This window comes from Chimaeribacter arupi, assembly GCF_002858805.1.
Taxonomy (GTDB): domain Bacteria; phylum Pseudomonadota; class Gammaproteobacteria; order Enterobacterales; family Enterobacteriaceae; genus Chimaeribacter; species Chimaeribacter arupi.
Window position 1 is genome coordinate 1 of record NZ_PJZI01000026.1, and the last position, 20,495, is coordinate 20,495.

Consider the following 20,495-nt stretch of genomic DNA (forward strand, 5'->3'; position numbering starts at 1 on the left):
CAGCCGCACCGCCCGCCGCAACGCAATGCCGCGCCACACGCCCCGCAGCATGACAATGGCCCGCGCGGCCATGACAAGCCCGGCAATGATCATCCCGGCAATCCTGGTAAGGGTAATAAGGGCGATCGGGGGAATCACGGGGGTGACGACCACCGCGGCGGTAACGGCCGGCCGGTGCCGCCACAGGAGAATGGCCCGCGCCATTGATTCCGGTAACACACGCTCAGGCCGCGCAATGCGGCCTGATTTTTTTATGCCTGCACGCCACCGTGGCTCCCCTCTGGAGCTGACGCCCGCTTCCCGGTAGGATGGACGATCAATCCCATTGATTTATCGGCATTGCCGCATCCGGAAACTGTTATGCACCGCGCTCCCGCTTCCTCCTCTGACCTGACCTTTTCCCACCTCGTGCGGCAACAGCAGCGTCGCGATCGCCGTGGGCTATTACTGCTGGCGTTGCTGCTGGCGGCCGTGGTGGCGCTCAGCCTCAGCGCCGGGGAAGCCTGGATCACACCGCGCCACTGGTGGGATGACGGCGCGCGTTTGTTTGTCTGGCAGATCCGCTTGCCGCGTACACTGGCCGTGCTGCTGGCCGGGGCCGCCCTGGCAATGGCCGGTGCCGTGATGCAGTCGCTGTTTGAAAACCCGCTGGCCGAGCCGGGACTCCTGGGGGTGGCCAACGGTGCCGGGGTGGCACTGGTGCTGGCGCTGCTGCTGGGGCAGGGCGTGTTGCCGGGGTGGCTTATCAGCCTGAGTGCGGTGGCCGGCGCGCTGATCGTCACCTTTTTGTTACTGATGGTTGCCCGGCGACGCTTACTCAGCAATGCACGGCTATTATTAGTCGGCGTGGCGCTGGGGATTGTCTGCAGCGCCGTGATGACCTGGGCGGTTTACTTCAGCACCGAACTCGATCTGCGCCAGCTGATGTACTGGATGATGGGCGGGTTTGGCGGGGTGGACTGGCAACAGGGCTGGCTGATGCTGGGGTTATTGCCGGTCGCGCTCTGGCTGGGCGGGCAGGGCAACGCCCTGAACCTGCTGGCGCTGGGCGCTGTGCAGGCGCGGCAACTGGGGCTGGACGTCACCCTGTGGCGCAGCTTGCTGGTACTGGCCGTAGGCTGGCTGGTCGGGGTCAGCGTGGCGCTGGCCGGGGTGATTGGCTTTGTCGGGCTGGTTATCCCCCATATCCTGCGGCTGTGCGGGCTGACTGACCAGCGCCGCCTGATGCCGGGGTGCGCCCTGGCTGGGGCGGCGATCCTGCTGCTGGCGGATGTGCTGGCCCGCACGCTGCTGCCGGCCGCGGAACTGCCGATTGGTGTGGTCACCGCCACCCTCGGCGCCCCGGTCTTTATCTGGTTGCTGGTGCGGCTGAAAGAGCGGCAGGCGTAAGGCCGCCGTCCACCGGTTACCCTTTTCTCCGCGGCAGCGTGCTGCCCGGAACACTCCAACAGAAGGACTGATGCGATGAATAATGTTGATTTCTCTATCCCGCTGCAAACCATTGACGGTAAATCCACCACACTGGAGGCGTATAAAGGGTCCGTACTGCTGATCGTGAACGTGGCCTCAAAATGCGGGCTGACCAAACAGTACGAACAGCTGCAAGGGATTTACGACGCATGGCACCCGCGCGGTTTTGAGGTGCTCGGCTTCCCGAGCAATGAATTTGCCGGGCAGGAGCCGGGCAGTGAGGCGGAGATCCAGGCATTTTGCAGCACCACCTACGGCGTCACCTTCCCAATGTTCAGTAAAATCGAGGTCAATGGTGATAACCGCCACCCGCTTTACCAGGTGCTGGTTGAAGCCTGCCCAACGGCCGTGCAGGCAGAAGGCAGCGAGTTCTATAACCGCCTTGCCAGCAAAGGCCGCGAACCGAAATTCTCCCAGGATATCCTCTGGAATTTCGAAAAATTCCTGGTGGGGCGTGACGGCACGGTGATCCAGCGCTTTGCGCCGGACATGGATCCGCAGGATCCGATCATCATGGAAGCGATCAAGATCGCCCTGGCAAAATAGTGATGCTGCAACTCCGGCAATTTGCGGTGGCGGGGCGACTCGCCCCGTTCAGCGCGGAGGTGCCCGCCGGGTGTCAGGTGCATCTGATCGGCCCAAACGGGGCGGGCAAAAGCTCGTTGCTGGCGGCCCTGGCCGGAGTGACTGCCGGCAGTGGCGACGCCCGGCTGGCCGGTGAGCCGCTGCTTACGCAGCCTGGGCGGCAGCAGGCCGGGCATCGTGCCTACCTGAGCCAGCAACAGCCCCCGGTTTCCATGATGCCGGTGTTCCAGTATCTGGCTTTGCACCAGCCGCCGGGCAGCCCACCGCAGGCGGCAGAACGGGTGGTCGCCGATCTTGCAGACCGGCTTCGCATGGCGGATAAACTGGCGCGCCCGACCACGATGCTCTCCGGCGGTGAGTGGCAACGGGTACGGCTGATGGCGGTGCTGCTCCAGATCTGGCCGACGCTTAATCCGCATGGGCGGCTGTTGCTGCTTGATGAACCGGTCAACAGTCTGGACGTGGCCCAAAAGGCCGCGCTGGACCAACTGATTGCTGAGGTGTGCCGCCACGGCCTGTGCGTGATCCTCAGCGCCCATGACCTCAACCACACCCTGCACCAGGCTGACGCCGTCTGGTTACTGCATCAGGGGAAACTGGTGGCCGCCGGTGACCCGGACGCCGTGATGCAACCGTCAGTGCTTGAGCCGGTGTATGGGGTGACCTTCCAGCGGCATGAGGCCGCCGGGCACCAGTGGCTAATCACCCGGACGGCCTGAATCCGCGGAATAAGCCAAATTTCGTGACGATACGGTATAAAATGCCTGTTTAGCGGCAAAACCCCTGTTTTTCCATTGGAAAGCGGAAAAAAATCAGGCTACATTGAGCAGCGCGCCCGCGGCATTCACAGGCCGGGGCAAGGAGGTTTCCCGCTGGGAAATAAGGTTGGTTTTGCTTCTCCATCAAGGATGTTCCGCCATGCGACGTTGGCCATTACTCATCTGCATACTCTTCATCAGCGGGGTATTAGTGGGGTGCAGCAGCCATGCTCCGCCGCCCAGCGGCCGGCTGGCGGATTCCATCACCGTGGTGGCCGAGCTTAACGACCAACTCCGGCAATGGCACGGCACCCCCTACCGTTATGGCGGCCTCAGCCAGGGCGGGGTGGACTGCTCCGGCTTTGTTTACCTCACCTTCCAGGATCGCTTTGACCTGCAACTGCCGCGTACCACCAAAGCACAGACCCGCATCGGCACCGAAGTGTCGCGGGACGAACTGCTGCCCGGCGATCTCATCTTCTTCAAGACCGGCAGCGGCGAAAATGGCCTGCATGTCGGTATTTATGATACGGATGACACCTTTATCCACGCCTCCACCAGCCAGGGTGTGACCCGGTCATCCCTGGATAATGTTTACTGGAAGCGCGTCTATTGGCAGGCGCGGCGCATTTAGCACGCTTCCCCAGCCCAAGGAGGGTACATGACGCCCCGTTTACGTTTACTGATCTCTGACTCCTATGACCCGTGGTTCAACCTGGCGGTAGAGGAGTGCATTTTCCGGCAGATGACCACCCAGCGGGTACTGTTCCTGTGGCGCAATGCAGAAACCGTGGTGATCGGCCAGGCGCAGAACCCGTGGAAAGAGTGCAATACCCGGCGCATGGAGCAAGACGGCATCAAACTGGCGCGCCGCAGCAGCGGGGGCGGGGCGGTGTTCCACGATCTCGGCAACACCTGCTTTACCTTTATGGCCGGTAAGCCGGAGTATGACAAAACCGTCTCGACCCGGATCATCCTCAACGCCTTGCAGGCGCTCGGCATTCCGGCGTCGGCGTCGGGGCGTAACGATCTGGTGGTCAGCACGCCACAGGGCGAGCGGAAGATTTCCGGCTCTGCCTACCGCGAAACCGCCGATCGCGGTTTCCACCACGGCACGCTGCTGCTGGATGCTGACCTCAGCCGCCTGGCGGACTACCTGAACCCTGACATCAAAAAGTTACAGGCCAAAGGCATCACCTCGGTGCGCGGGCGGGTGGCGAATCTCAGCGAGCTGCACCCCGGCCTGACCCACCAGCAGGTGTGTGATGCCGTGATCGCCGCCTTTTTCAGCTGGTATGGCGAAGAGGTGGAGGCCGAGGTGATCTCGCCCGACGTCTTCCCCGACTTGCCGGGGTTCCCGGAACAGTTTGCCAAACAGAGCAGCTGGGCGTGGAATTTCGGCAAGGCCCCGGCGTTCAGCCACCTGCTGGATGAGCGTTTTGTCTGGGGCGGCATTGACCTCTATCTGGACATTGAGCATGGGCATATCCGCCGCGCGCAACTGTTCACCGACAGCCTCCAGCCGGAGCCGTTTCAGGCGCTGGCCGGGCACCTGGTGGGCTGCGCCTACCAGAGTGAGGCAGTAGCGGCCCGCTGCCTGGCAATGGCCGCTGCCTGTCCGCAGCAACAGGCCGAATTCCAGGCGCTCGCCGACTGGCTGGAGCGCGTTCTGAAATAGCCGCCCCACAGGCAACGCCGGTGATCATAATGGTTAAGGCCAGCAATCATTAACGCCGGCGTAGGGCTTCCCGCCCTGCAGGGTTACCCGGTTTTCCGGCCGGTTTCGGCCCTTTTTCCGTCTAAACAGTTGCCTGATGAACCGAAGCGCGAAGCGCGTGACTTCGCTGGTTATTTTTTATACAGTTAATACTTAAATAAGTGCGATGGTTCCCCGCCGGATACCGGCAAGATAAATTCTTAAAAAATCAGGCCCACCTTTAATTTTTGCTTGGAAAACAACATAATGCTTTATATCTACGCATAATGCGCGCAGTGCCGGAGGCAGTGCGCGCTGGCGTTTGCCGGAAAAAATAACGCCGGCTATGCCCTGATGCCTGCCCGGAACTGAGATGAAAATACAACGCGAGACGACGTTCATCAGCAGCTTTTTCTTCCAGCCTGTCTATACCCTGCAAGGGTCGCTGCTGGCCGTTGAACTGCTCGTGCGTTTTAACAGTGAAGACCATAAGTTAAGTACCCCAACCGAGCTGGTGATGAAGTCACTCGATCGGCCGCAAATTGTGGCGTTGCTGATGGAGCAGGTGGCCTGGGCTGAACGCCATGCTGACTGGTTTCACCGGGCGGGTGTGCCGCTGAACCTGAATATCGGCGAGGCGTGTGCCAGGGCGATTGTGCAGGAGCCGGTGCTGCGCCGCCACCTGACCGCCTTGCCGTTTGTCCACCTGGAGATTGCCGAGTCTTACCCGGCGCTCTCCAGCGGCAAACGTAACCCGGTGCTCGCGGCATTAAGCCGTGATTTTACCCTGTGGCTGGACAGCTTTGGCTCCGGCAACGCCACCCTGACGCCGCTGTTTGACGGGCTGTTTGATTACGTGAAAGTGGATAAAACCTTTTTCTGGCAACTGGTGGATGGCGAACACTTCACCATCGTGATGCCTTCGCTTATCCGTAACGTCAACCGTTTCTGCCACGGCATTATTATTGAAGGGGTGGACAGCCCCGCCTATTTCAATGCGTTTTCTGAATTGCCGCTGGCGGGCGTTCAGGGCCAGCTCTGGCCCAGCCGCGATGAAAACCAACTGGACAGCCTGCTGCAAAAACCCGCCGAATTTCGCTGATTCCTTCCGGTAACCCCCTGTCTGCTGCCCGTTGTCTGGTATGAATTCCCCGCCCGGCGTTCTACACTGTCACCAGGGGGATACTTTATGCCACAATTCGATAACACCTATTTTACCCAATTGCCGGGCTTCTACACGGCCCTGACACCCACTCCGCTGAAAGGTGCACGCCTGCTCTACCACAGTGAACCACTGGCCCAGGATCTGGGGCTGGAGGCGTCATGGTTCAGCGCGGAACATACCCCGGTCTGGGCCGGGGAACGGCTGCTGCCGGGTATGCAGCCATTGGCGCAGGTTTACAGCGGCCACCAGTTCGGCGTCTGGGCCGGTCAGCTTGGCGACGGGCGCGGCATCCTGCTTGGCGAGCAGCGGCTCGGGGACGGCCGCCATATGGACTGGCACCTGAAAGGGGCCGGGCTGACCCCGTATTCACGTATGGGCGATGGCCGGGCGGTGGTGCGTTCCGTAGTGCGTGAATTCCTCGCCTCAGAGGCGCTGCACCATCTCGGCATCCCGACCACCCGCGCGCTGACCATCGTCACCAGTGATGAGCCGGTCTACCGTGAGCGGGAGGAACGCGGCGCGATGTTGCTGCGGGTGGCGGAAAGCCACGTCCGTTTCGGCCATTTCGAGCACTTCTACTACCGCCAGCAGCCTGAACAGGTGCAACAGCTGGCGGATTACGTGATCGCGAAACACTGGCCGCAGTGGGCGCAGGCACCGGATCGCTATGCCCGCTGGCTGACCGATGTGGTGGAGCGCACCGCACGGCTGATTGCCCACTGGCAGACAGTCGGGTTCGCCCACGGGGTGATGAACACCGACAATATGTCAATTCTGGGCCTCACCATCGACTTCGGCCCGTTTGGTTTTCTCGATGATTACCAGCCCGGCTACATCTGCAACCATTCTGACTATCAGGGGCGCTACGCCTTTGACAACCAGCCGGCGGTGGCTTTCTGGAACCTGCACCGGCTGGCGCAGGCGCTCTCTGACCTGATGCCCACCGAGGTGTTGCAGGAGGCGCTGAAGGCGTATGAACCGGCGCTGATGGCGGCCTTTGGCGCACAGATGCGGGCCAAGCTGGGGCTGTTTACCCAGAGCGCCAAAGACAATGACGTGCTGACCGGCCTGCTGAGCCTGATGGCCAAAGAGGGTCGTGATTACACCCGCACCTTCCGGTTATTGAGTGAGGTGCAGCAGGATCAGGCAGTTTCCCCGCTGCGTGATGAGTTTATCGACCGCGAAGCGTTTGACCGCTGGTACCAGGGTTACCGTGAGCGGCTGCAGGAAGAGGGCGTCAGCGACGGCGAACGCCAGCAGGCGATGAAAGCGGTGAACCCGCGCATCATTTTGCGCAATTATCTGGCGCAACAGGCGATTGACGGTGCAGAGAAAGATGACATCAGCACCCTGACGCGGCTGCACCAGGCATTGCGTGACCCGTACAGCGACGATCCGGCGTTCGATGATTTCGCCGCCCTGCCGCCGGACTGGGGCAAACACCTTGAAATCTCCTGTTCCAGCTGAACCGGAAACATAAAAAAGCCTTGCGGATGCAAGGCTTTTTCGTTTTATGCGGGCAGGTGCGGGCACGCCGTCAGAAGCGGCTGTCCACTGCATCAGCCAGCATCGCCAGCAGCGTGTTGCTGTCGCCCCAGCTGAGGCACGGGTCGGTTATTGACTGGCCGTAGGTCAGCGGCTCGCCGGCGATCACCTGCTGAGTGCCCTCGACCAGGAAACTCTCCGCCATAATCCCGGCAATCTGGGTACTGCCGCGGCGGATCTGGCCGCAAATGTCTTCCGCTACCTCAAGCTGGCGGCGGTGCACTTTCTGGCAGTTACCGTGGCTGAAATCCACCACTAGCCGTTCCGGCAGGGCGAATTCACGCAGGTTATCACACGCCTGCTGAAGATCTTCCGCATGGTAATTCGGCGCTTTGCCGCCGCGCATAATCACATGGCCGTAAGGGTTACCGGCCGTCTGGTAGACCGTCATCTGGCCGTGCTTGTCCGGCGACAGGAACATGTGCGCCGCACGCGCCGCGCGGATGGCATCAATCGCGATACGGGTGTTGCCGTCCGTGCCGTTTTTGAAGCCCACCGGGCAGGAGAGCGCCGAGGCCATTTCGCGGTGGATCTGGCTCTCAGTGGTACGCGCCCCGATGGCCCCCCAGCTGATAAGGTCAGCAATATACTGCCCGATCACCATATCCAGGAACTCCGTGGCGGTCGGCAGGCCCAGCTCATTGACGGCCAGCAACAAACGGCGCGCCAGTTCAATGCCCTGATTCACCTGGTAACTGCCGTCCAGGTGCGGATCGGAGATCAGCCCCTTCCAGCCCACCACGGTGCGCGGTTTCTCAAAATAGGTGCGCATCACGATTTCCAGCCGATCCTGATAACGGATGCGCAGTTCATTAAGCTGTTGGGCATAGTCAATGGCGGCTTCCACATCATGGATGGAGCAGGGGCCAATCACCACTAACAGGCGCTGGTCCGCGCCGCTGATAATCTGTTCAATACGTTGACGCGCGCCGGTCACCGTCCGGGCCACCGCCGCAGAAACCGGCAGGCGGTCGGCCAGGGTTTGCGGGGTGATCAGGCTGTCGATGCGCGTGGTCCGCAATTCATCGGTTTTGTTCATAACGCTCTCAAAATGGGTCTTCGCAGCGGCAGGAATGCCGGGAAGTGATGGCGATCACAATAAAGCAAATGGCGATGATTTCAACCATCTGTGATGCGTTATGCAGGCCGGATTGACGCAGCAGGGGGAAAAGCGGGGAAAAACCGGCACCGGCAGGCGGGCACCTGCCGGGCCAACCCTCAGAACAGGCGGCGGCTCATGCCGAAGCTGTCGAGGATTTTGGTGGAGATCTCTTCCACCGAATAGTTGGTACTGTTGAGGTAACGGATCTGGTGTTTGCGGAACAACGCCTCTACTTCCGCCACCTCCATCCGGCACTGGCGCAGGGAGGCGTAACGGCTGTTCTCGCGCCGCTCCTCGCGGATGGCTGCCAGCCGCTCCGGGTTAATCGTCAGCCCGAACAGTTTGCTCTGGTAAGGGCGCAGCGCGGCCGGTAACTGGATATTGTCCATGTCATCGGCGGTAAACGGGTAGTTGGCGGCACGCACGCCGAACTGCATCGCCAGATAGAGGCTGGTGGGCGTTTTGCCGCAGCGGGAGACGCCGAGCAAAATCACCTGTGCCTGGTCGAGGTTACGCAATGAAATGCCGTCGTCGTGCGCCAGGGTGTAATCGATGGCGGCGATACGCGCATCATATTTGCCGAGGTTGCTTTCGGTCAGGCCGTGGGTGCGGTTGGCCACCGGGGTCGGGTCGACCCCCAGCTCCTGCTGCAACGGGGCCACCAGCGCCTGCACGATGTCCTGGCAGAACCCGGCGCTGCTGTTGATGATGTCCCGCACTGCCGGGGAGATAATCGAGTAGAACACCAGCGGGCGGACGCCGCTTTTCTGGTAGATCTCATTAATCTGCTGGCAGACGGCCCTGGCGCGCCCCTCATTCTCCACGAAAGGCAGGGAAAAAATGGTCGCCTTCACCGGAAACTGTGACAGCACCGCATGGCCAAGCACTTCTGCCGTGATGGCCGTCCCGTCTGAGATATAGAACACACACCTTTCCACGTCCGTCTCCTTGTCTGTTTTGTGGCCGCTACCGGCCCTGATCCCAGTCTGGCACAGCGCAGACGTTCAGGCGAGTGGGCCTGCTTGCGCCTTTCAGCCGCGTTCCTGCCGGGCAAGGAATGCCTGTTCCCTGCATGAAGGAAAACGAAAATGCGTTTCACGCCGCAGCGGTTTTCAGGCAAAAGTCAGGATTCTCAAGCCATTGTCGTCTTTTAGCCGGGGCAGAAACAGCGCGGATTAATCCTAAAGCGTTGGGATTGCGACAGTTGTATCGATTCACCCATCCAACCGGTATGGATCATTGTGCTAGGCTGGAATTGCTGAATAATCAGCCAGAAATGCTTCCGTTTGTATCTTACTGAATGTCAAAAGGATTGCTTCGATGTCCAATAAAGAGTCTGACGTGCGTAATATCCTCTGGTACAACCAGCTTGGTATGCATGACGTGGATAAAGTGGGCGGTAAAAATGCCTCCCTGGGTGAAATGATCACTAACCTGTCTGAGCTGGGCGTTTCTGTGCCCAATGGTTTTGCCACCACCGCTCAGGCGTTTAATGAGTTCCTCGATCAGAGCGGCGTCAACCAGCGTATCTACCAACTGCTGGACCAGACCGATATTGATGATGTCACCCAACTGGCCAAAGCGGGCAACCAAATCCGCCAGTGGATTATCGAAACACCTTTCCAGCCGGCGCTGGAGCAGGCGATCCGTGAGGCGTACGAGACGCTCTCCGCCGACGATGCGGACGCGTCGTCGGCGGTGCGCTCCTCAGCGACCGCCGAAGATATGCCGGATGCGTCCTTTGCCGGTCAGCAGGAGACGTTCCTCAATGTGCAGGGGTTTGATGCGGTGCTGGTGGCGGTGAAGCATGTCTTCGCCTCCCTGTTCAATGACCGCGCGATCTCCTACCGCGTGCACCAGGGCTACGACCACCGCGGCGTCGCGTTGTCGGCCGGGGTACAGCGTATGGTGCGCTCCGATCTGGCGGCCTCCGGCGTGATGTTCACCATTGATACCGAATCAGGCTTTGACCAGGTGGTGTTTATCACCGCGGCCTATGGGCTGGGTGAAATGGTGGTGCAGGGCGCGGTGAACCCGGATGAGTTCTACGTGCATAAACCCACGCTGGCCAACGGCCGCCCGGCGATTGTGCGCCGTACGCTGGGGTCGAAGAAGATCCGCATGGTCTACGCCGACAGCCAGGAGCACGGCAAACAGGTACAGATTGAGGATGTGCCGGAAGAACAGCGCGGGCGCTTCTGCCTGACCAATGAGGAAGTACAGGCGCTGGCGCAGCAGGCGGTGCTGATTGAACAGCACTACAAACGGCCGATGGACATTGAGTGGGCCAAAGACGGCCACACCGGCAAACTGTTCATCGTGCAGGCCCGTCCGGAAACCGTGCGCTCCAACGGCCAGGTGATGGAGCGTTACCAGCTCAATGCCAGCGGCCAGGTGCTGGTGGAAGGGCGTGCCATCGGCCACCGCATCGGGGCCGGGCCGGTTAAGGTTATCCATGACATCAGCGAGATGAACCGCATCCAGCCGGGCGACGTGCTGGTCACCGACATGACCGACCCGGACTGGGAACCGATCATGAAAAAGGCGTCAGCGATTGTGACCAACCGCGGCGGCCGGACCTGCCATGCGGCGATTATCGCCCGTGAGCTGGGCATTCCGGCGGTGGTCGGGTGTGGCGATGCCACGGAGCGCCTGCAGGAGAACCAGAACGTCACGGTTTCCTGTTCAGAAGGCGATACCGGCTACGTTTACGGCGAGATGCTGGACTTCAGCGTCCACAGCTCGGAGATTGATGAGCTGCCGCCGCTGCCGCTGAAAATTATGATGAACGTCGGGAACCCGGATCGCGCCTTTGATTTTGCCTGCCTGCCGAACGAAGGCGTCGGGCTGGCGCGGCTGGAGTTCATCATCAACCGCATGATTGGCGTTCACCCGCGCGCCTTGCTGGAGTTTGACCAGCAGGAACCGGCCTTGCAGGAAGAGATCACGCGGCTGATGCAGGGCTATGACGACCCGGTAGAGTTCTACGTGGCCCGCCTGACCGAAGGGATCGCCACGCTGGGCGCGGCGTTCTGGCCGAAACGGGTTATCGTGCGCCTTTCTGACTTCAAGTCCAATGAGTATGCCAACCTGGTCGGCGGCGAGAAGTATGAGCCGCATGAGGAGAACCCGATGCTGGGCTTCCGCGGGGCCGGGCGCTATGTCTCTGACAGCTTCAAACCCTGTTTCGCGCTGGAGTGCGAGGCGATGAAGCGGGTACGCAATGACATGGGGCTGACCAACGTGGAAGTCATGGTGCCGTTTGTGCGTACCGTGGCCCAGGCAGAAGCCGTCGTGACCGAGCTGGCGGCGCAGGGGCTGAAACGCGGCGAGAATGGCCTGAAAGTGATCATGATGTGCGAAATCCCGTCCAATGCGCTGCTGGCCGATCAGTTCCTGGAACACTTTGACGGCTTCTCCATCGGCTCCAATGACATGACCCAGCTAACGCTGGGGCTGGACCGCGACTCCGGCGTGGTGTCCGCGCTGTTTGATGAGCGTAACGACGCGGTGAAGGCGCTGCTGGCGATGGCGATTCAGGCGGCGAAACGGCAGGGCAAATATGTGGGCATCTGTGGACAGGGGCCGTCCGATCATGAGGACTTCGCCGCCTGGCTGATGGAGCAGGGGATTGACAGCCTGTCGCTGAACCCGGATACCGTGGTGCAGACCTGGCTGGCGCTGGCAGAAAAACCGGTGTAATGGCCGCGCAAACCTTGCTGTATTAAGAACATGCCGCGTGAATAACACCATGGCAGCCGCCGTGGTGTTTTTTTTCGGCGGCACCTTTAAACCCGATGCCGGCAGGGTGCTGTAAACCGATTTACCCGGCAGGCTTTTTTTTCTGGCATTACGGCGTTTTCTACACATTTTCCTCACCGGAAATAAAATTTCATCACAGAGGAAATAAGCGTGATGAATTTTATACCGGGCGGGAATTAGCTACACCGCATGTTCATCGGGCAATTAATTAAAATGCTGAGTAATTATCCGCTTACCTGGAAAATCAGCAAAAAAAAAGCCCATCATAGGATGACGGGCAAAGACTACACACAGCAATTCGATGATTCACTATACTCACTCAGGGGAAAGGTTGTATATAAATCAGTGGGTTGAAATCCGAATTACCAACAATACTAGAGATGTGGGGCAAAGGAGTCTTTAAGAATCATCCTAATCATTCTGGCATTGTGAGATAAATGATTACGCTGACTTAAGGGTTTCAACGCGCCTTGATTATTTATAATGATAAATAAACCGGTTTCCCAATGGGGAGGTTCCGCTTTTATCAACAGGCTGGCGGGGTTAGGCGGATAAAAATAACCGGAGAAGCGTGTGGGCAGATTCAGTAACGCTACTTAATCCGCCCACATTTTTTTTATTTTAATTCATCTAAACCGTGCGCTGCATCACGGCTGTCTTTTTCCGGTTCCGGTGCCTCGCTGACCCACACAGAGATTAACCGGTAAGAAACCGCCAGTACCACCGGCCCGATAAACAGCCCAATCATCCCGAATGCCAGCAGCCCGCCGATAACGCCGGAGAGGATCAGGATCATCGGCAAATCAGCGCCCATCCGGATTAATACCGGCCGCAGCACGTTATCCAGCGTGCCGACCACGCAGCTCCAGACCAGCAGCACTGTGCCCCAGGTGGTGTCGCCTGACCAGTAGAGCCAGATGATCGCCGGGATAAGCACCAGCAACGGCCCCAGCTGGGCCACGCACAGGGTAAACATCACCACTGTCAGCAGCGTGGCATAAGGGATACCGGCAATCGCCAGCCCGACGCCGCCCAGCACCGCCTGCACAATCGCCGTCACCACCACCCCGAGCGCCACGGCACGGATTGCCTGGCCGGCCAGCAGCACCGCGGCATCACCACGCTCCGCGGCCAGACGGTAGGCAAAGTGGCGGATACCCATGCCGACCTGTTCGCCCCGGCTGTAGAGCAGGGCACTGAACAGCACCATCAGCGCACAGTGCATGATAAAGCGCCCAAGGTGCGCGGCCTGAATGCCGACCCAGCTGGCCGTGCGGCCGATATAGGGTTGCATTTTTGCCATCAGCGCGCTGCCGCCGCCATCCAGCAGGCTGTGCCAGCCATTGTAGAATTTGTTCCCGACCATCGGGATGTCACGCAGCCACTCCAGCGTCGGCAGTTGCAGCTTGGACGGGTCACTGGCGAGATCCACCAGCGGCGCGCCATTCTCAATCGCGCTGTTGACCAGCAGGGCAATCGGCAGCACAAACAGCAGGATCAGCAGCAGGGTCATCACCAGCACCGCCAGTGAGCGCCGCCCCCACAGCAGCGCCTGCACTTTAAGCAGCAGTGGCCAGGTGGCGATCACCACCATGCTGGCCCAGGCAAACCCCAGGATAAAGGGCTGTACCACCCAGATACTGGCGATGGTCATCAACGAGATGAACAGCACGCCAAACATAATCTGGGGCAGATCATAGTTCTTATTCGAATACATCATGGAAGGATCTCATCTCAATAAAAGGCAACAATGCCAACATCTAACCGCTGAATCATGGCGCATTATAAGAGTTTTTTCCCGCAGCAAGGGGGATTAGTTGCAATCGCCTGTGGCGAAAAAGTTTATGGTAAGGTGACGGCGCGCAGAAAAAAGAAGTGTGGTAGTTTTCTGTAGCACTGCGTGTGCCGCTCGCCATTATTCCTATAACAATAATACGGAGAAGGCTCGGCAAACGGGAAGGGCCTGCGCAGCCGGTGTTCCGGCAGGCCAGGCGTGAACACAACCTCACACGGACAGGGTCAACAGCAATGATCCCACAGATTTCTCAGGCACCGGGGCTTATTCAGCGCGTGCTCGATTTTTTGGAAGCCTTAAAGAAAAACGGTTTTAACGGCGACACCGCCACCAGCTATGCCGACCGCCTGACCATGGCGACTGACAACAGCGTCTACCAGCTGATGCCGGACGCGGTGGTGTTTCCCCGCTCCACGGCGGATGTGGCCCTGCTGGCGCGCCTGGCGGGCGAGGAGCGTTTCCGTTCGCTGGTGTTTACCCCGCGCGGCGGCGGCACCGGCACCAACGGCCAGGCCCTTAACAGCGGGATTGTGGTGGACATGTCACGCTACATGAACCGCATCCTCGACATCAATACCGAGCAGGGCTGGGTAAAAGTGGAGGCCGGGGTTATCAAGGATCAGCTCAACGCCTACCTGAAACCTTTCGGCTACTTTTTCTCGCCGGAGCTTTCCACCAGCAACCGCGCCACGCTGGGCGGCATGATCAATACCGATGCCTCCGGGCAAGGCTCGCTGGTGTACGGCAAAACCTCTGACCATGTGCTGGGGCTGCGCGCCGTGCTGCTCGGCGGTGAGATCCTCGATACCCGCGCCATGCCCACCGCACTGGCGGAACATCTGGCAAAAGAGGACTCGCCCACCGGCACTATTTACCGCACGGTGCTGACGCGTTGCCGTGAGCAGCGTAACCTGATCCTGGAAAAATTCCCGAAGCTGAACCGATTCCTCACCGGTTATGACCTGCGCCATGTGCTGAGTGACGATCTCCAGACCTTTGACCTGACGCGCATCCTGACCGGTGCAGAAGGGACACTGGCCTTTATTACCGAGGCGCGCCTCGACATCACGCCGATCCCGAAAGTGCGCCGGCTGGTGAACATCAAATATGACTCCTTTGACTCTGCGCTGCGCAATGCGCCCTTTATGGTGCGCGCCAACGCGCTCTCCGTCGAGACGGTGGACTCCAAGGTCCTCAACCTGGCCCGCGAGGACATCGTCTGGCATTCGGTGAAAGATCTGATCAAAGACGTGCCGGACAAAGAGATGCTGGGGCTGAACATCGTGGAGTTCGCCGGTGACGATCATGACCTGATCGAAAACCAGGTCACGGATCTCTGTTCCCAGCTCGACGGGCTGATGTCGGACGGCAAAGACGGGGTGATCGGCTACCAGGTCTGCGGCGAGCTGGCCGAGATTGAGCGCATCTATGCGATGCGTAAAAAAGCGGTGGGGCTGCTCGGCAATGCCAAAGGGCAGGCCAAGCCGCTGCCGTTTGCCGAAGACACCTGTGTGCCGCCCCAGCACCTGGCGGATTACATTGTGGAGTTCCGCGCGCTGCTCGACAGTTATGACCTCAGCTACGGCATGTTTGGCCACGTTGATGCCGGGGTGCTGCATGTGCGCCCGGCGCTGGATATGTGCGACCCGCGCCAGGAGGTACTGCTGAAGCAGATCTCCGATCAGGTGGTGGCGCTGACCGCCAAATATGGCGGCCTGTTGTGGGGCGAGCACGGCAAAGGTTTCCGCGCCGAATACAGCCCGGCTTTCTTTGGCGAGGAGTTGTTTACCGAACTGCGCCGTATCAAAGCCGCCTTTGACCCGGATAACCGCCTCAACCCCGGCAAGATCTGCGCCCCACTGAGCAGCGATGCGCCGATGATGCGCGTGGACGCGGTGAAGCGCGGCACCTTTGACCGGCGCATCCCGCTGGCAGTGCGGACCTCATTCCGCGGCGCGATGGAGTGTAACGGCAACGGCCTCTGCTTTAACTTTGATGTAAAAAGCCCGATGTGCCCGTCGATGAAGATCACCGGCAACCGCATCCATTCGCCGAAAGGGCGGGCCGGGCTGGTGCGCGAGTGGCTGCGGCTGCTGGCGGAGCAGGGCGTTGACCCGCTGGAGCTGGAGAAACGGCTGGCGGAAAACCGCATCAGCCTGCGCGGCATGATTGAGAAGATGCGCAACAGCTGGCACGCCAACAAAGGCGAGTATGACTTCTCCCACGAAGTAAAAGAGGCGATGTCCGGCTGCCTGGCCTGCAAAGCCTGCTCCACCCAGTGCCCGATCAAGATTGACGTCCCCGGCTTCCGGGCGCGTTTCCTCCAGCTCTACCATACCCGTTACCTGCGCCCGGCGCGTGACCATGTGGTGGCCAATGTCGAAAGCTACGCGCCGTTGATGGCGAAAGCGCCGCGGGTGTTCAACTTCTTCTTTAAACAGCCGTGGGTGCGCGAAATGAGCCGCAACGCGCTCGGTATGGTCGACCTGCCGCTGCTCTCCAGCCCGACGCTGAAACAGCAACTGATTGGCCACCGTGCCGTGACCATGACCCTGGAACAGCTGGAGAGCGTGCCGAAAAACCAGCGCCATGAGTATGTGCTGATTGTGCAGGACCCGTTCACCAGCTTCTACGATGCGGAAGTGGTCAGCGATCTGGTCTATCTGGTGGATAAACTGGGGCTGAAGCCGGTGTTGCTGCCGTTTGCGCCGAACGGCAAGGCGCAGCATATCAAAGGGTTCCTGGTGCGTTTTGCGAAGACAGCCGCCAAAACCGCGGACTTCCTCAACCGCATCGCGCAGCTGGATATGCCGATGGTCGGCGTCGACCCGGCGCTGGTGCTCTGTTACCGCGAAGAGTACCGCGAAATTCTCGGCATCCGCCGCGGCAGTTTCCAGGTGCAGCTGGTGCATGAGTGGCTGCAACAGGCGCTGGCCGCGCGGCCGGTGCAGCAGATCAGCGGCGAATCCTGGTACCTGTTCGGCCACTGCACGGAAACCACCTCGCTGCCCTCCAGCAGCCAGCAATGGGCTGATATTTTTGCCCGTTTCGGGGCAAAGCTGGAGAACATCAGCGTCGGCTGTTGCGGCATGGCAGGCACCTACGGGCATGAAGCGAAAAACATCGCCAACTCGTTAGGCATTTACGAGCTCTCCTGGCACCAGTCACTGCAACGGCTGCCGCGCCAGCGCTGCCTGGCAACCGGCTATTCGTGCCGCAGCCAGGTGAAACGCATCGAGGGCAACGGGCTGCGCCATCCGCTGCAGGCGTTGCTGGAGCTGGTATGAGCCTGTGGAAACGGGAAGCCACCCTGGAGGCGCTCAACCAGATGAGCGCCGGGTGCCTGGTCGGGCACCTGGGGATTGTGTTTACCCGGCTGGCACCTGATCAGCTGGAGGCGACCATGCCGGTGGACAGCCGCACCACCCAGCCGTTCGGCTTGCTGCACGGCGGGGCGTCGGTGGTGCTGGCGGAAACGCTGGGATCAGTGGCCGGTTACCTGTGTACCGACGGTGAACAGCAGGTGGTCGGGCTGGAAGTCAATGCCAACCACTTGCGTGCCGTGCGTCAGGGCAGCGTGCGCGGCGTCTGCCGGGCGTTGCACTGCGGGCGCAGCCACCAGGTGTGGCAGATTGATCTCTATGATGAGGCGGATCGGCTGTGCTGCACGGCGCGGCTGACCACGGCCGTGCGCGGCGGTTAACCACGCCGTACAGCAGGGTTACAGCGGGTTAGGGACGCGTTTGACGAAATCGTTCTGAAACGCGGTGGCTTTTTCCCAGATACCGAGCTGGGCGTAATGCTGGCAGATCAGTTTCAGCGTATGGCGCGCAAAATGGTAGCACTGAACCCGGAACAGGTAAGCCCTGGCCGGGTTGTTGATTTCGATAATCAGCCGGTTGTGCAATTTGCATAAGGCATGGAGATAACTCTCATCATCGCCGTTCATCGCGCAGAGGTTGGCCATCTCCAGGCACAGGCGGTTAAACCGGGTCAGCTGCTCAATACTCGCTTCCGGGCGCTTGAGGGCCGCGTCAGCCAGATAAAAGTCCACGGTGGCATCCCGCACCTGAAATTTATAGTCGTCAATTTTGCCCTGTAGCCAGGCGTTAAGGGAGGCCGTCATAAGAGTTCCGCTAACCATGAATGATAATGATTATCATATTCATAAAAATAGCGCCGATCAATGGTTGCCTGGGTACTTTTTCGCCCCCATTTAACCAGAATCTCACATCCTTTTTTAAACCGGTTTCGCTTCATAGTCAGGCACTGTAAGATAAATAGGTATTACCGATGAATGTTTAATAAGCAGTGCGCGGTCTAATGTGTTACATGAGATATACCGTAAAGCATTAATCTGTTAACATTAAATTCACAACAATTTCAACGCGTTCGGCCCGGCAGGTTAACGGCCCGCATCCTGACAGTGTCAGGCCGGCCCACCTGCTGCCCCGTCAGGAATGCCCTAATCGGTATACCCTCTCAAAACAAGAGGTTGAAGTGATTATTCTTATCACTAAGATGGTCGCCATGCGACAGCGCTTCCTGACCGGCACTCTTCCTCGGGTCAGCGCCGGTACACTATAATTCAGGTAGGATCAGATTGGACGACGCCCTGATTTCGTTAACGGCAATACGGGGTGCGTACAATTTTTGCTCATTACGAGGTGGTTACGATGCAGACAGACAACACGTTGCCAAAGGAAAATGTCGGGACATTCTCGCTGGAAGAGAATGTCTGGCAGGGGCTTTCATTAACCGATGCCGCGGCCCGGCAGGTCAAAAAGCTGGTGGAGCAGGACCCGGAAGTCAAGGGGCTGCAACTGGCGGTGAAGCAATCCGGCTGCGCCGGCTTTGCCTACGTGCTGGATCTGACCAAAAATCCGGCCGCAGACGATCTGGTCTATGAGCGCGACGGTGCCCGGCTGTATGTCCCGCTGAAAGCGATGCCGTTTATCGACGGTACTGAGGTCGATTTCGTCCGTGAAGGGCTGAATCAGATTTTTAAATTCAACAATCCTAGAGCTCAGCACGCCTGCGGGTGTGGCGAGAGCTTTGGCGTTTAAGTGACTCCAACATGACACGAAGCAATGTAGAAATTCCTGAGAACGTACAGGCTTGGGTCGGTGAGGGCAGCAAATACAAGGAAGGTTTCTTTACCCAATTGGTGACCGATGAGCTGGCCTCCGGCATCAATGAGGATGTGGTTCGTGCCATCTCCGCCAAGCGTAATGAACCTGAATGGATGCTCGACTTCCGGCTGAAGGCGTACCATGCCTGGACCAAGATGGAAGAGCCGCATTGGCTGAAAGCCTATTACAAGCCCCTGGACTATCAGGATTACAGCTACTATTCCGCGCCGTCCTGCGGCAGCTGTGATGATGTCTGCGGCTCGCAGCCGGGTGCCACCCAACAGCCGTCCGCTGCGGATGCGCTGGGTGTGCCGGCACTGGAGACCCACAAAAATTACCTGACCAGTGAAGTGGAAGCCGCCTTTAATCAGCTGGGTGTGCCGGTGCGTGAAGGGGCAGAAGTGGCGGTCGATGCCATCTTTGACTCGGTGTCGGTGGCGACCACTTACCGTGACAAGCTCTCTGAGCACGGCGTCATCTTCTGCTCGTTCGGCGAGGCTATCCAGGAACACCCGGAGTTGGTGCGTAAGTACCTCGGTACCGTGGTGCCGGCGCAGGATAACTTCTTTGCGGCGCTCAACGCGGCGGTGGCCTCTGACGGCACCTTCGTCTACGTGCCGAAAGGCGTGCGCTGCCCAATGGAACTGTCGACCTATTTCCGCATCAACGCGGCGAAAACCGGCCAGTTCGAGCGCACCATCCTGATTGCCGATGAAGGCAGCTACGTGAGCTACATTGAGGGCTGTTCCGCACCGGTGCGTGACACCTACCAGCTCCATGCGGCCGTGGTGGAAGTGATTCTGCACAAAGACGCGGAAGTGAAATACTCCACGGTGCAGAACTGGTTCTCCGGCAGCAAAGAGAGCAGCGGCGGTATCCTGAACTTTGTGACCAAGCGTGCACTGTGTGAAGGCAATGGCTCGAAAATGTCCTGGACCCAGTCTGAGACCGGCTCCGCCATTACCTGGAAATATCCGAGCGTGATCCTGAAAGGGGACAACTCGATTGGTGAGTTCTTCTCGGTGGCACTGACCAGCGGCAAACAGCAGGCAGATACCGGCACCAAGATGATCCACATCGGTAAAAACACCAAATCGACCATTATTTCGAAAGGGATCTCGGCCGGCCACAGCCAGAACAGCTACCGCGGCCTGGTGAAAGTGCTGCCGGGTGCCGAGAACGCGCGTAACTTTACGCAGTGTGACTCTATGCTGATTGGGCCGGACAGCGCGGCGCACACCTTCCCGTATGTGGAAGTGCGCAACAACAGCGCCCAGCTGGAGCATGAGGCGACCACCTCGAAGATTGGTGATGACCAGCTGTTCTACTGCCTGCAACGCGGCATCAGTGAAGACGATGCGATCTCCATGATCGTGAACGGCTTCTGTAAGGATGTCTTCTCCGAGCTGCCGCTGGAGTTTGCCGTTGAAGCACAGAAACTGCTGGCGATAAGCCTTGAACACAGCGTCGGGTAACACCGGCGCA

Annotated in this window: 19 protein-coding genes and 1 other RNA gene; 13 read left to right on the plus strand and 7 right to left on the minus strand. The window is 59.5% G+C overall.

The window, feature by feature from the left end; translation table 11 throughout:
* Positions 1-204 (minus strand): hypothetical protein (locus CYR52_RS14980; protein WP_146001345.1); only part of this gene is annotated, 204 nt, incomplete at its 3' end.
* A gap of 156 nt (positions 205-360) precedes the next feature.
* Between CYR52_RS14980 and btuC the strand changes: the two genes are divergently transcribed.
* The 5 genes from btuC to CYR52_RS15005 all read left to right on the plus strand — a co-directional run bounded on the left by btuC (position 361) and on the right by CYR52_RS15005 (position 4,491).
* A complete protein-coding gene (btuC, locus tag CYR52_RS14985) occupies positions 361-1,389 on the plus strand; it encodes a vitamin B12 ABC transporter permease BtuC (protein ID WP_101828873.1) in 1,029 nt (342 codons plus the stop codon).
* A gap of 75 nt (positions 1,390-1,464) precedes the next feature.
* Positions 1,465-2,016, plus strand: coding sequence for a glutathione peroxidase (locus CYR52_RS14990; RefSeq protein ID WP_101828874.1), 552 nt, complete (start codon positions 1,465-1,467; stop codon positions 2,014-2,016).
* A gap of 2 nt (positions 2,017-2,018) precedes the next feature.
* Entirely contained in the window at positions 2,019-2,774 is a 756-nt protein-coding gene (btuD, locus tag CYR52_RS14995; RefSeq protein ID WP_072930950.1) for a vitamin B12 ABC transporter ATP-binding protein BtuD, read from the plus strand.
* 199 nt (positions 2,775-2,973) lie between these two features.
* Positions 2,974-3,447, plus strand: a complete 474-nt coding sequence (locus CYR52_RS15000; protein WP_072930948.1) for a C40 family peptidase — start codon at positions 2,974-2,976, stop codon at positions 3,445-3,447.
* 27 nt (positions 3,448-3,474) lie between these two features.
* A complete protein-coding gene (locus tag CYR52_RS15005; RefSeq protein ID WP_072930946.1) occupies positions 3,475-4,491 on the plus strand; it encodes a lipoate--protein ligase in 1,017 nt (338 codons plus the stop codon).
* A gap of 192 nt (positions 4,492-4,683) precedes the next feature.
* On the opposite strand, the gene CYR52_RS22435 is transcribed toward CYR52_RS15005, so the two are convergent.
* Positions 4,684-4,911 carry a hypothetical protein gene (locus tag CYR52_RS22435; protein ID WP_146000765.1) on the minus strand — a complete coding sequence of 76 codons (228 nt, stop codon included), beginning with the start codon at positions 4,909-4,911 and terminating at the stop codon, positions 4,684-4,686.
* Between CYR52_RS22435 and CYR52_RS15010 the strand changes: the two genes are divergently transcribed.
* Both CYR52_RS15010 and CYR52_RS15015 read left to right on the plus strand, forming a co-directional pair.
* Entirely contained in the window at positions 4,883-5,611 is a 729-nt protein-coding gene (locus CYR52_RS15010) for an EAL domain-containing protein (RefSeq protein ID WP_072930944.1), read from the plus strand. The two genes, CYR52_RS22435 and CYR52_RS15010, sit on opposite strands and share 29 nt — an antisense overlap.
* Before the next feature lie 87 nt (positions 5,612-5,698).
* Complete coding sequence (locus tag CYR52_RS15015) at positions 5,699-7,141, plus strand: protein adenylyltransferase SelO (protein ID WP_101828875.1); 1,443 nt, start codon at positions 5,699-5,701, stop codon at positions 7,139-7,141.
* Positions 7,142-7,211: 70 nt separating this feature from the next.
* On the opposite strand, the gene CYR52_RS15020 is transcribed toward CYR52_RS15015, so the two are convergent.
* A complete protein-coding gene (locus tag CYR52_RS15020; RefSeq protein ID WP_072930940.1) occupies positions 7,212-8,258 on the minus strand; it encodes a 3-deoxy-7-phosphoheptulonate synthase in 1,047 nt (348 codons plus the stop codon).
* A gap of 179 nt (positions 8,259-8,437) precedes the next feature.
* Positions 8,438-9,259, minus strand: a complete 822-nt coding sequence (gene ppsR, locus CYR52_RS15025; RefSeq protein WP_072930938.1) for a posphoenolpyruvate synthetase regulatory kinase/phosphorylase PpsR — start codon at positions 9,257-9,259, stop codon at positions 8,438-8,440.
* Positions 9,260-9,393: 134 nt separating this feature from the next.
* On the opposite strand from ppsR, the gene CYR52_RS22690 reads away from it, so the two are divergent.
* A complete protein-coding gene (locus CYR52_RS22690; protein WP_165698422.1) occupies positions 9,394-9,621 on the plus strand; it encodes a hypothetical protein in 228 nt (75 codons plus the stop codon).
* A 20-nt stretch (positions 9,622-9,641) separates the two neighbouring features.
* A complete protein-coding gene (gene ppsA / locus CYR52_RS15035) occupies positions 9,642-12,023 on the plus strand; it encodes a phosphoenolpyruvate synthase (protein ID WP_101828876.1) in 2,382 nt (793 codons plus the stop codon).
* A gap of 308 nt (positions 12,024-12,331) precedes the next feature.
* Here the strand turns inward: ppsA and rprA are convergent.
* Together rprA and ydiK are read right to left on the minus strand one after the other, a co-directional pair.
* Positions 12,332-12,446: antisense sRNA RprA (gene rprA, locus CYR52_RS15040), an RNA gene on the minus strand.
* 253 nt (positions 12,447-12,699) lie between these two features.
* Entirely contained in the window at positions 12,700-13,803 is a 1,104-nt protein-coding gene (gene ydiK, locus CYR52_RS15045) for an AI-2E family transporter YdiK (RefSeq protein ID WP_072930934.1), read from the minus strand.
* 308 nt (positions 13,804-14,111) lie between these two features.
* Between ydiK and ydiJ the strand changes: the two genes are divergently transcribed.
* Positions 14,112-17,165, plus strand: coding sequence for a D-2-hydroxyglutarate dehydrogenase YdiJ (gene ydiJ, locus CYR52_RS15050; RefSeq protein ID WP_072930932.1), 3,054 nt, complete (start codon positions 14,112-14,114; stop codon positions 17,163-17,165).
* Positions 17,162-17,581 carry a hotdog fold thioesterase gene (locus CYR52_RS15055; protein ID WP_101828877.1) on the plus strand — a complete coding sequence of 140 codons (420 nt, stop codon included), beginning with the start codon at positions 17,162-17,164 and terminating at the stop codon, positions 17,579-17,581. The genes ydiJ and CYR52_RS15055 overlap by 4 nt, the downstream gene beginning before the upstream one ends.
* A gap of 18 nt (positions 17,582-17,599) precedes the next feature.
* On the opposite strand, the gene CYR52_RS15060 is transcribed toward CYR52_RS15055, so the two are convergent.
* Complete coding sequence (locus CYR52_RS15060) at positions 17,600-18,004, minus strand: hypothetical protein (RefSeq protein ID WP_072930928.1); 405 nt, start codon at positions 18,002-18,004, stop codon at positions 17,600-17,602.
* Positions 18,005-18,554: 550 nt separating this feature from the next.
* Between CYR52_RS15060 and sufA the strand changes: the two genes are divergently transcribed.
* Together sufA and sufB are read left to right on the plus strand one after the other, a co-directional pair.
* Entirely contained in the window at positions 18,555-18,944 is a 390-nt protein-coding gene (gene sufA / locus CYR52_RS15065; RefSeq protein WP_072930927.1) for a Fe-S cluster assembly scaffold SufA, read from the plus strand.
* Between the two features lie 11 nt (positions 18,945-18,955).
* Positions 18,956-20,485 (plus strand): Fe-S cluster assembly protein SufB, encoded by a 1,530-nt coding sequence (gene sufB / locus CYR52_RS15070; RefSeq protein ID WP_072930925.1) that lies wholly within the window; start codon positions 18,956-18,958, stop codon positions 20,483-20,485.
* Positions 20,486-20,495: the final 10 nt, after the last annotated feature.

Bases quoted from the DNA above. Each gene is read 5' to 3' on its own strand.
- CYR52_RS15010 (WP_072930944.1), top strand. From the start codon at position 4,883: ATGAAAATACAACGCGAGACGACGTTCATCAGCAGCTTTTTCTTCCAG.
- CYR52_RS15055 (WP_101828877.1), top strand. From the start codon at position 17,162: ATGAGCCTGTGGAAACGGGAAGCCACCCTGGAGGCGCTCAACCAGATG.
- ydiJ (WP_072930932.1), top strand. From the start codon at position 14,112: ATGATCCCACAGATTTCTCAGGCACCGGGGCTTATTCAGCGCGTGCTC.
- sufA (WP_072930927.1), top strand. From the start codon at position 18,555: ATGCAGACAGACAACACGTTGCCAAAGGAAAATGTCGGGACATTCTCG.
- btuD (WP_072930950.1), top strand. From the start codon at position 2,019: ATGCTGCAACTCCGGCAATTTGCGGTGGCGGGGCGACTCGCCCCGTTC.
- ydiK (WP_072930934.1), bottom strand. From the start codon at position 13,803: ATGATGTATTCGAATAAGAACTATGATCTGCCCCAGATTATGTTTGGC.
- ppsA (WP_101828876.1), top strand. From the start codon at position 9,642: ATGTCCAATAAAGAGTCTGACGTGCGTAATATCCTCTGGTACAACCAG.
- CYR52_RS15020 (WP_072930940.1), bottom strand. From the start codon at position 8,258: ATGAACAAAACCGATGAATTGCGGACCACGCGCATCGACAGCCTGATC.
- CYR52_RS14990 (WP_101828874.1), top strand. From the start codon at position 1,465: ATGAATAATGTTGATTTCTCTATCCCGCTGCAAACCATTGACGGTAAA.
- sufB (WP_072930925.1), top strand. From the start codon at position 18,956: ATGACACGAAGCAATGTAGAAATTCCTGAGAACGTACAGGCTTGGGTC.
- CYR52_RS15000 (WP_072930948.1), top strand. From the start codon at position 2,974: ATGCGACGTTGGCCATTACTCATCTGCATACTCTTCATCAGCGGGGTA.
- btuC (WP_101828873.1), top strand. From the start codon at position 361: ATGCACCGCGCTCCCGCTTCCTCCTCTGACCTGACCTTTTCCCACCTC.
- CYR52_RS15015 (WP_101828875.1), top strand. From the start codon at position 5,699: ATGCCACAATTCGATAACACCTATTTTACCCAATTGCCGGGCTTCTAC.
- CYR52_RS22435 (WP_146000765.1), bottom strand. From the start codon at position 4,911: ATGAACGTCGTCTCGCGTTGTATTTTCATCTCAGTTCCGGGCAGGCAT.
- CYR52_RS22690 (WP_165698422.1), top strand. From the start codon at position 9,394: ATGAAGGAAAACGAAAATGCGTTTCACGCCGCAGCGGTTTTCAGGCAA.
- CYR52_RS15060 (WP_072930928.1), bottom strand. From the start codon at position 18,004: ATGACGGCCTCCCTTAACGCCTGGCTACAGGGCAAAATTGACGACTAT.
- CYR52_RS15005 (WP_072930946.1), top strand. From the start codon at position 3,475: ATGACGCCCCGTTTACGTTTACTGATCTCTGACTCCTATGACCCGTGG.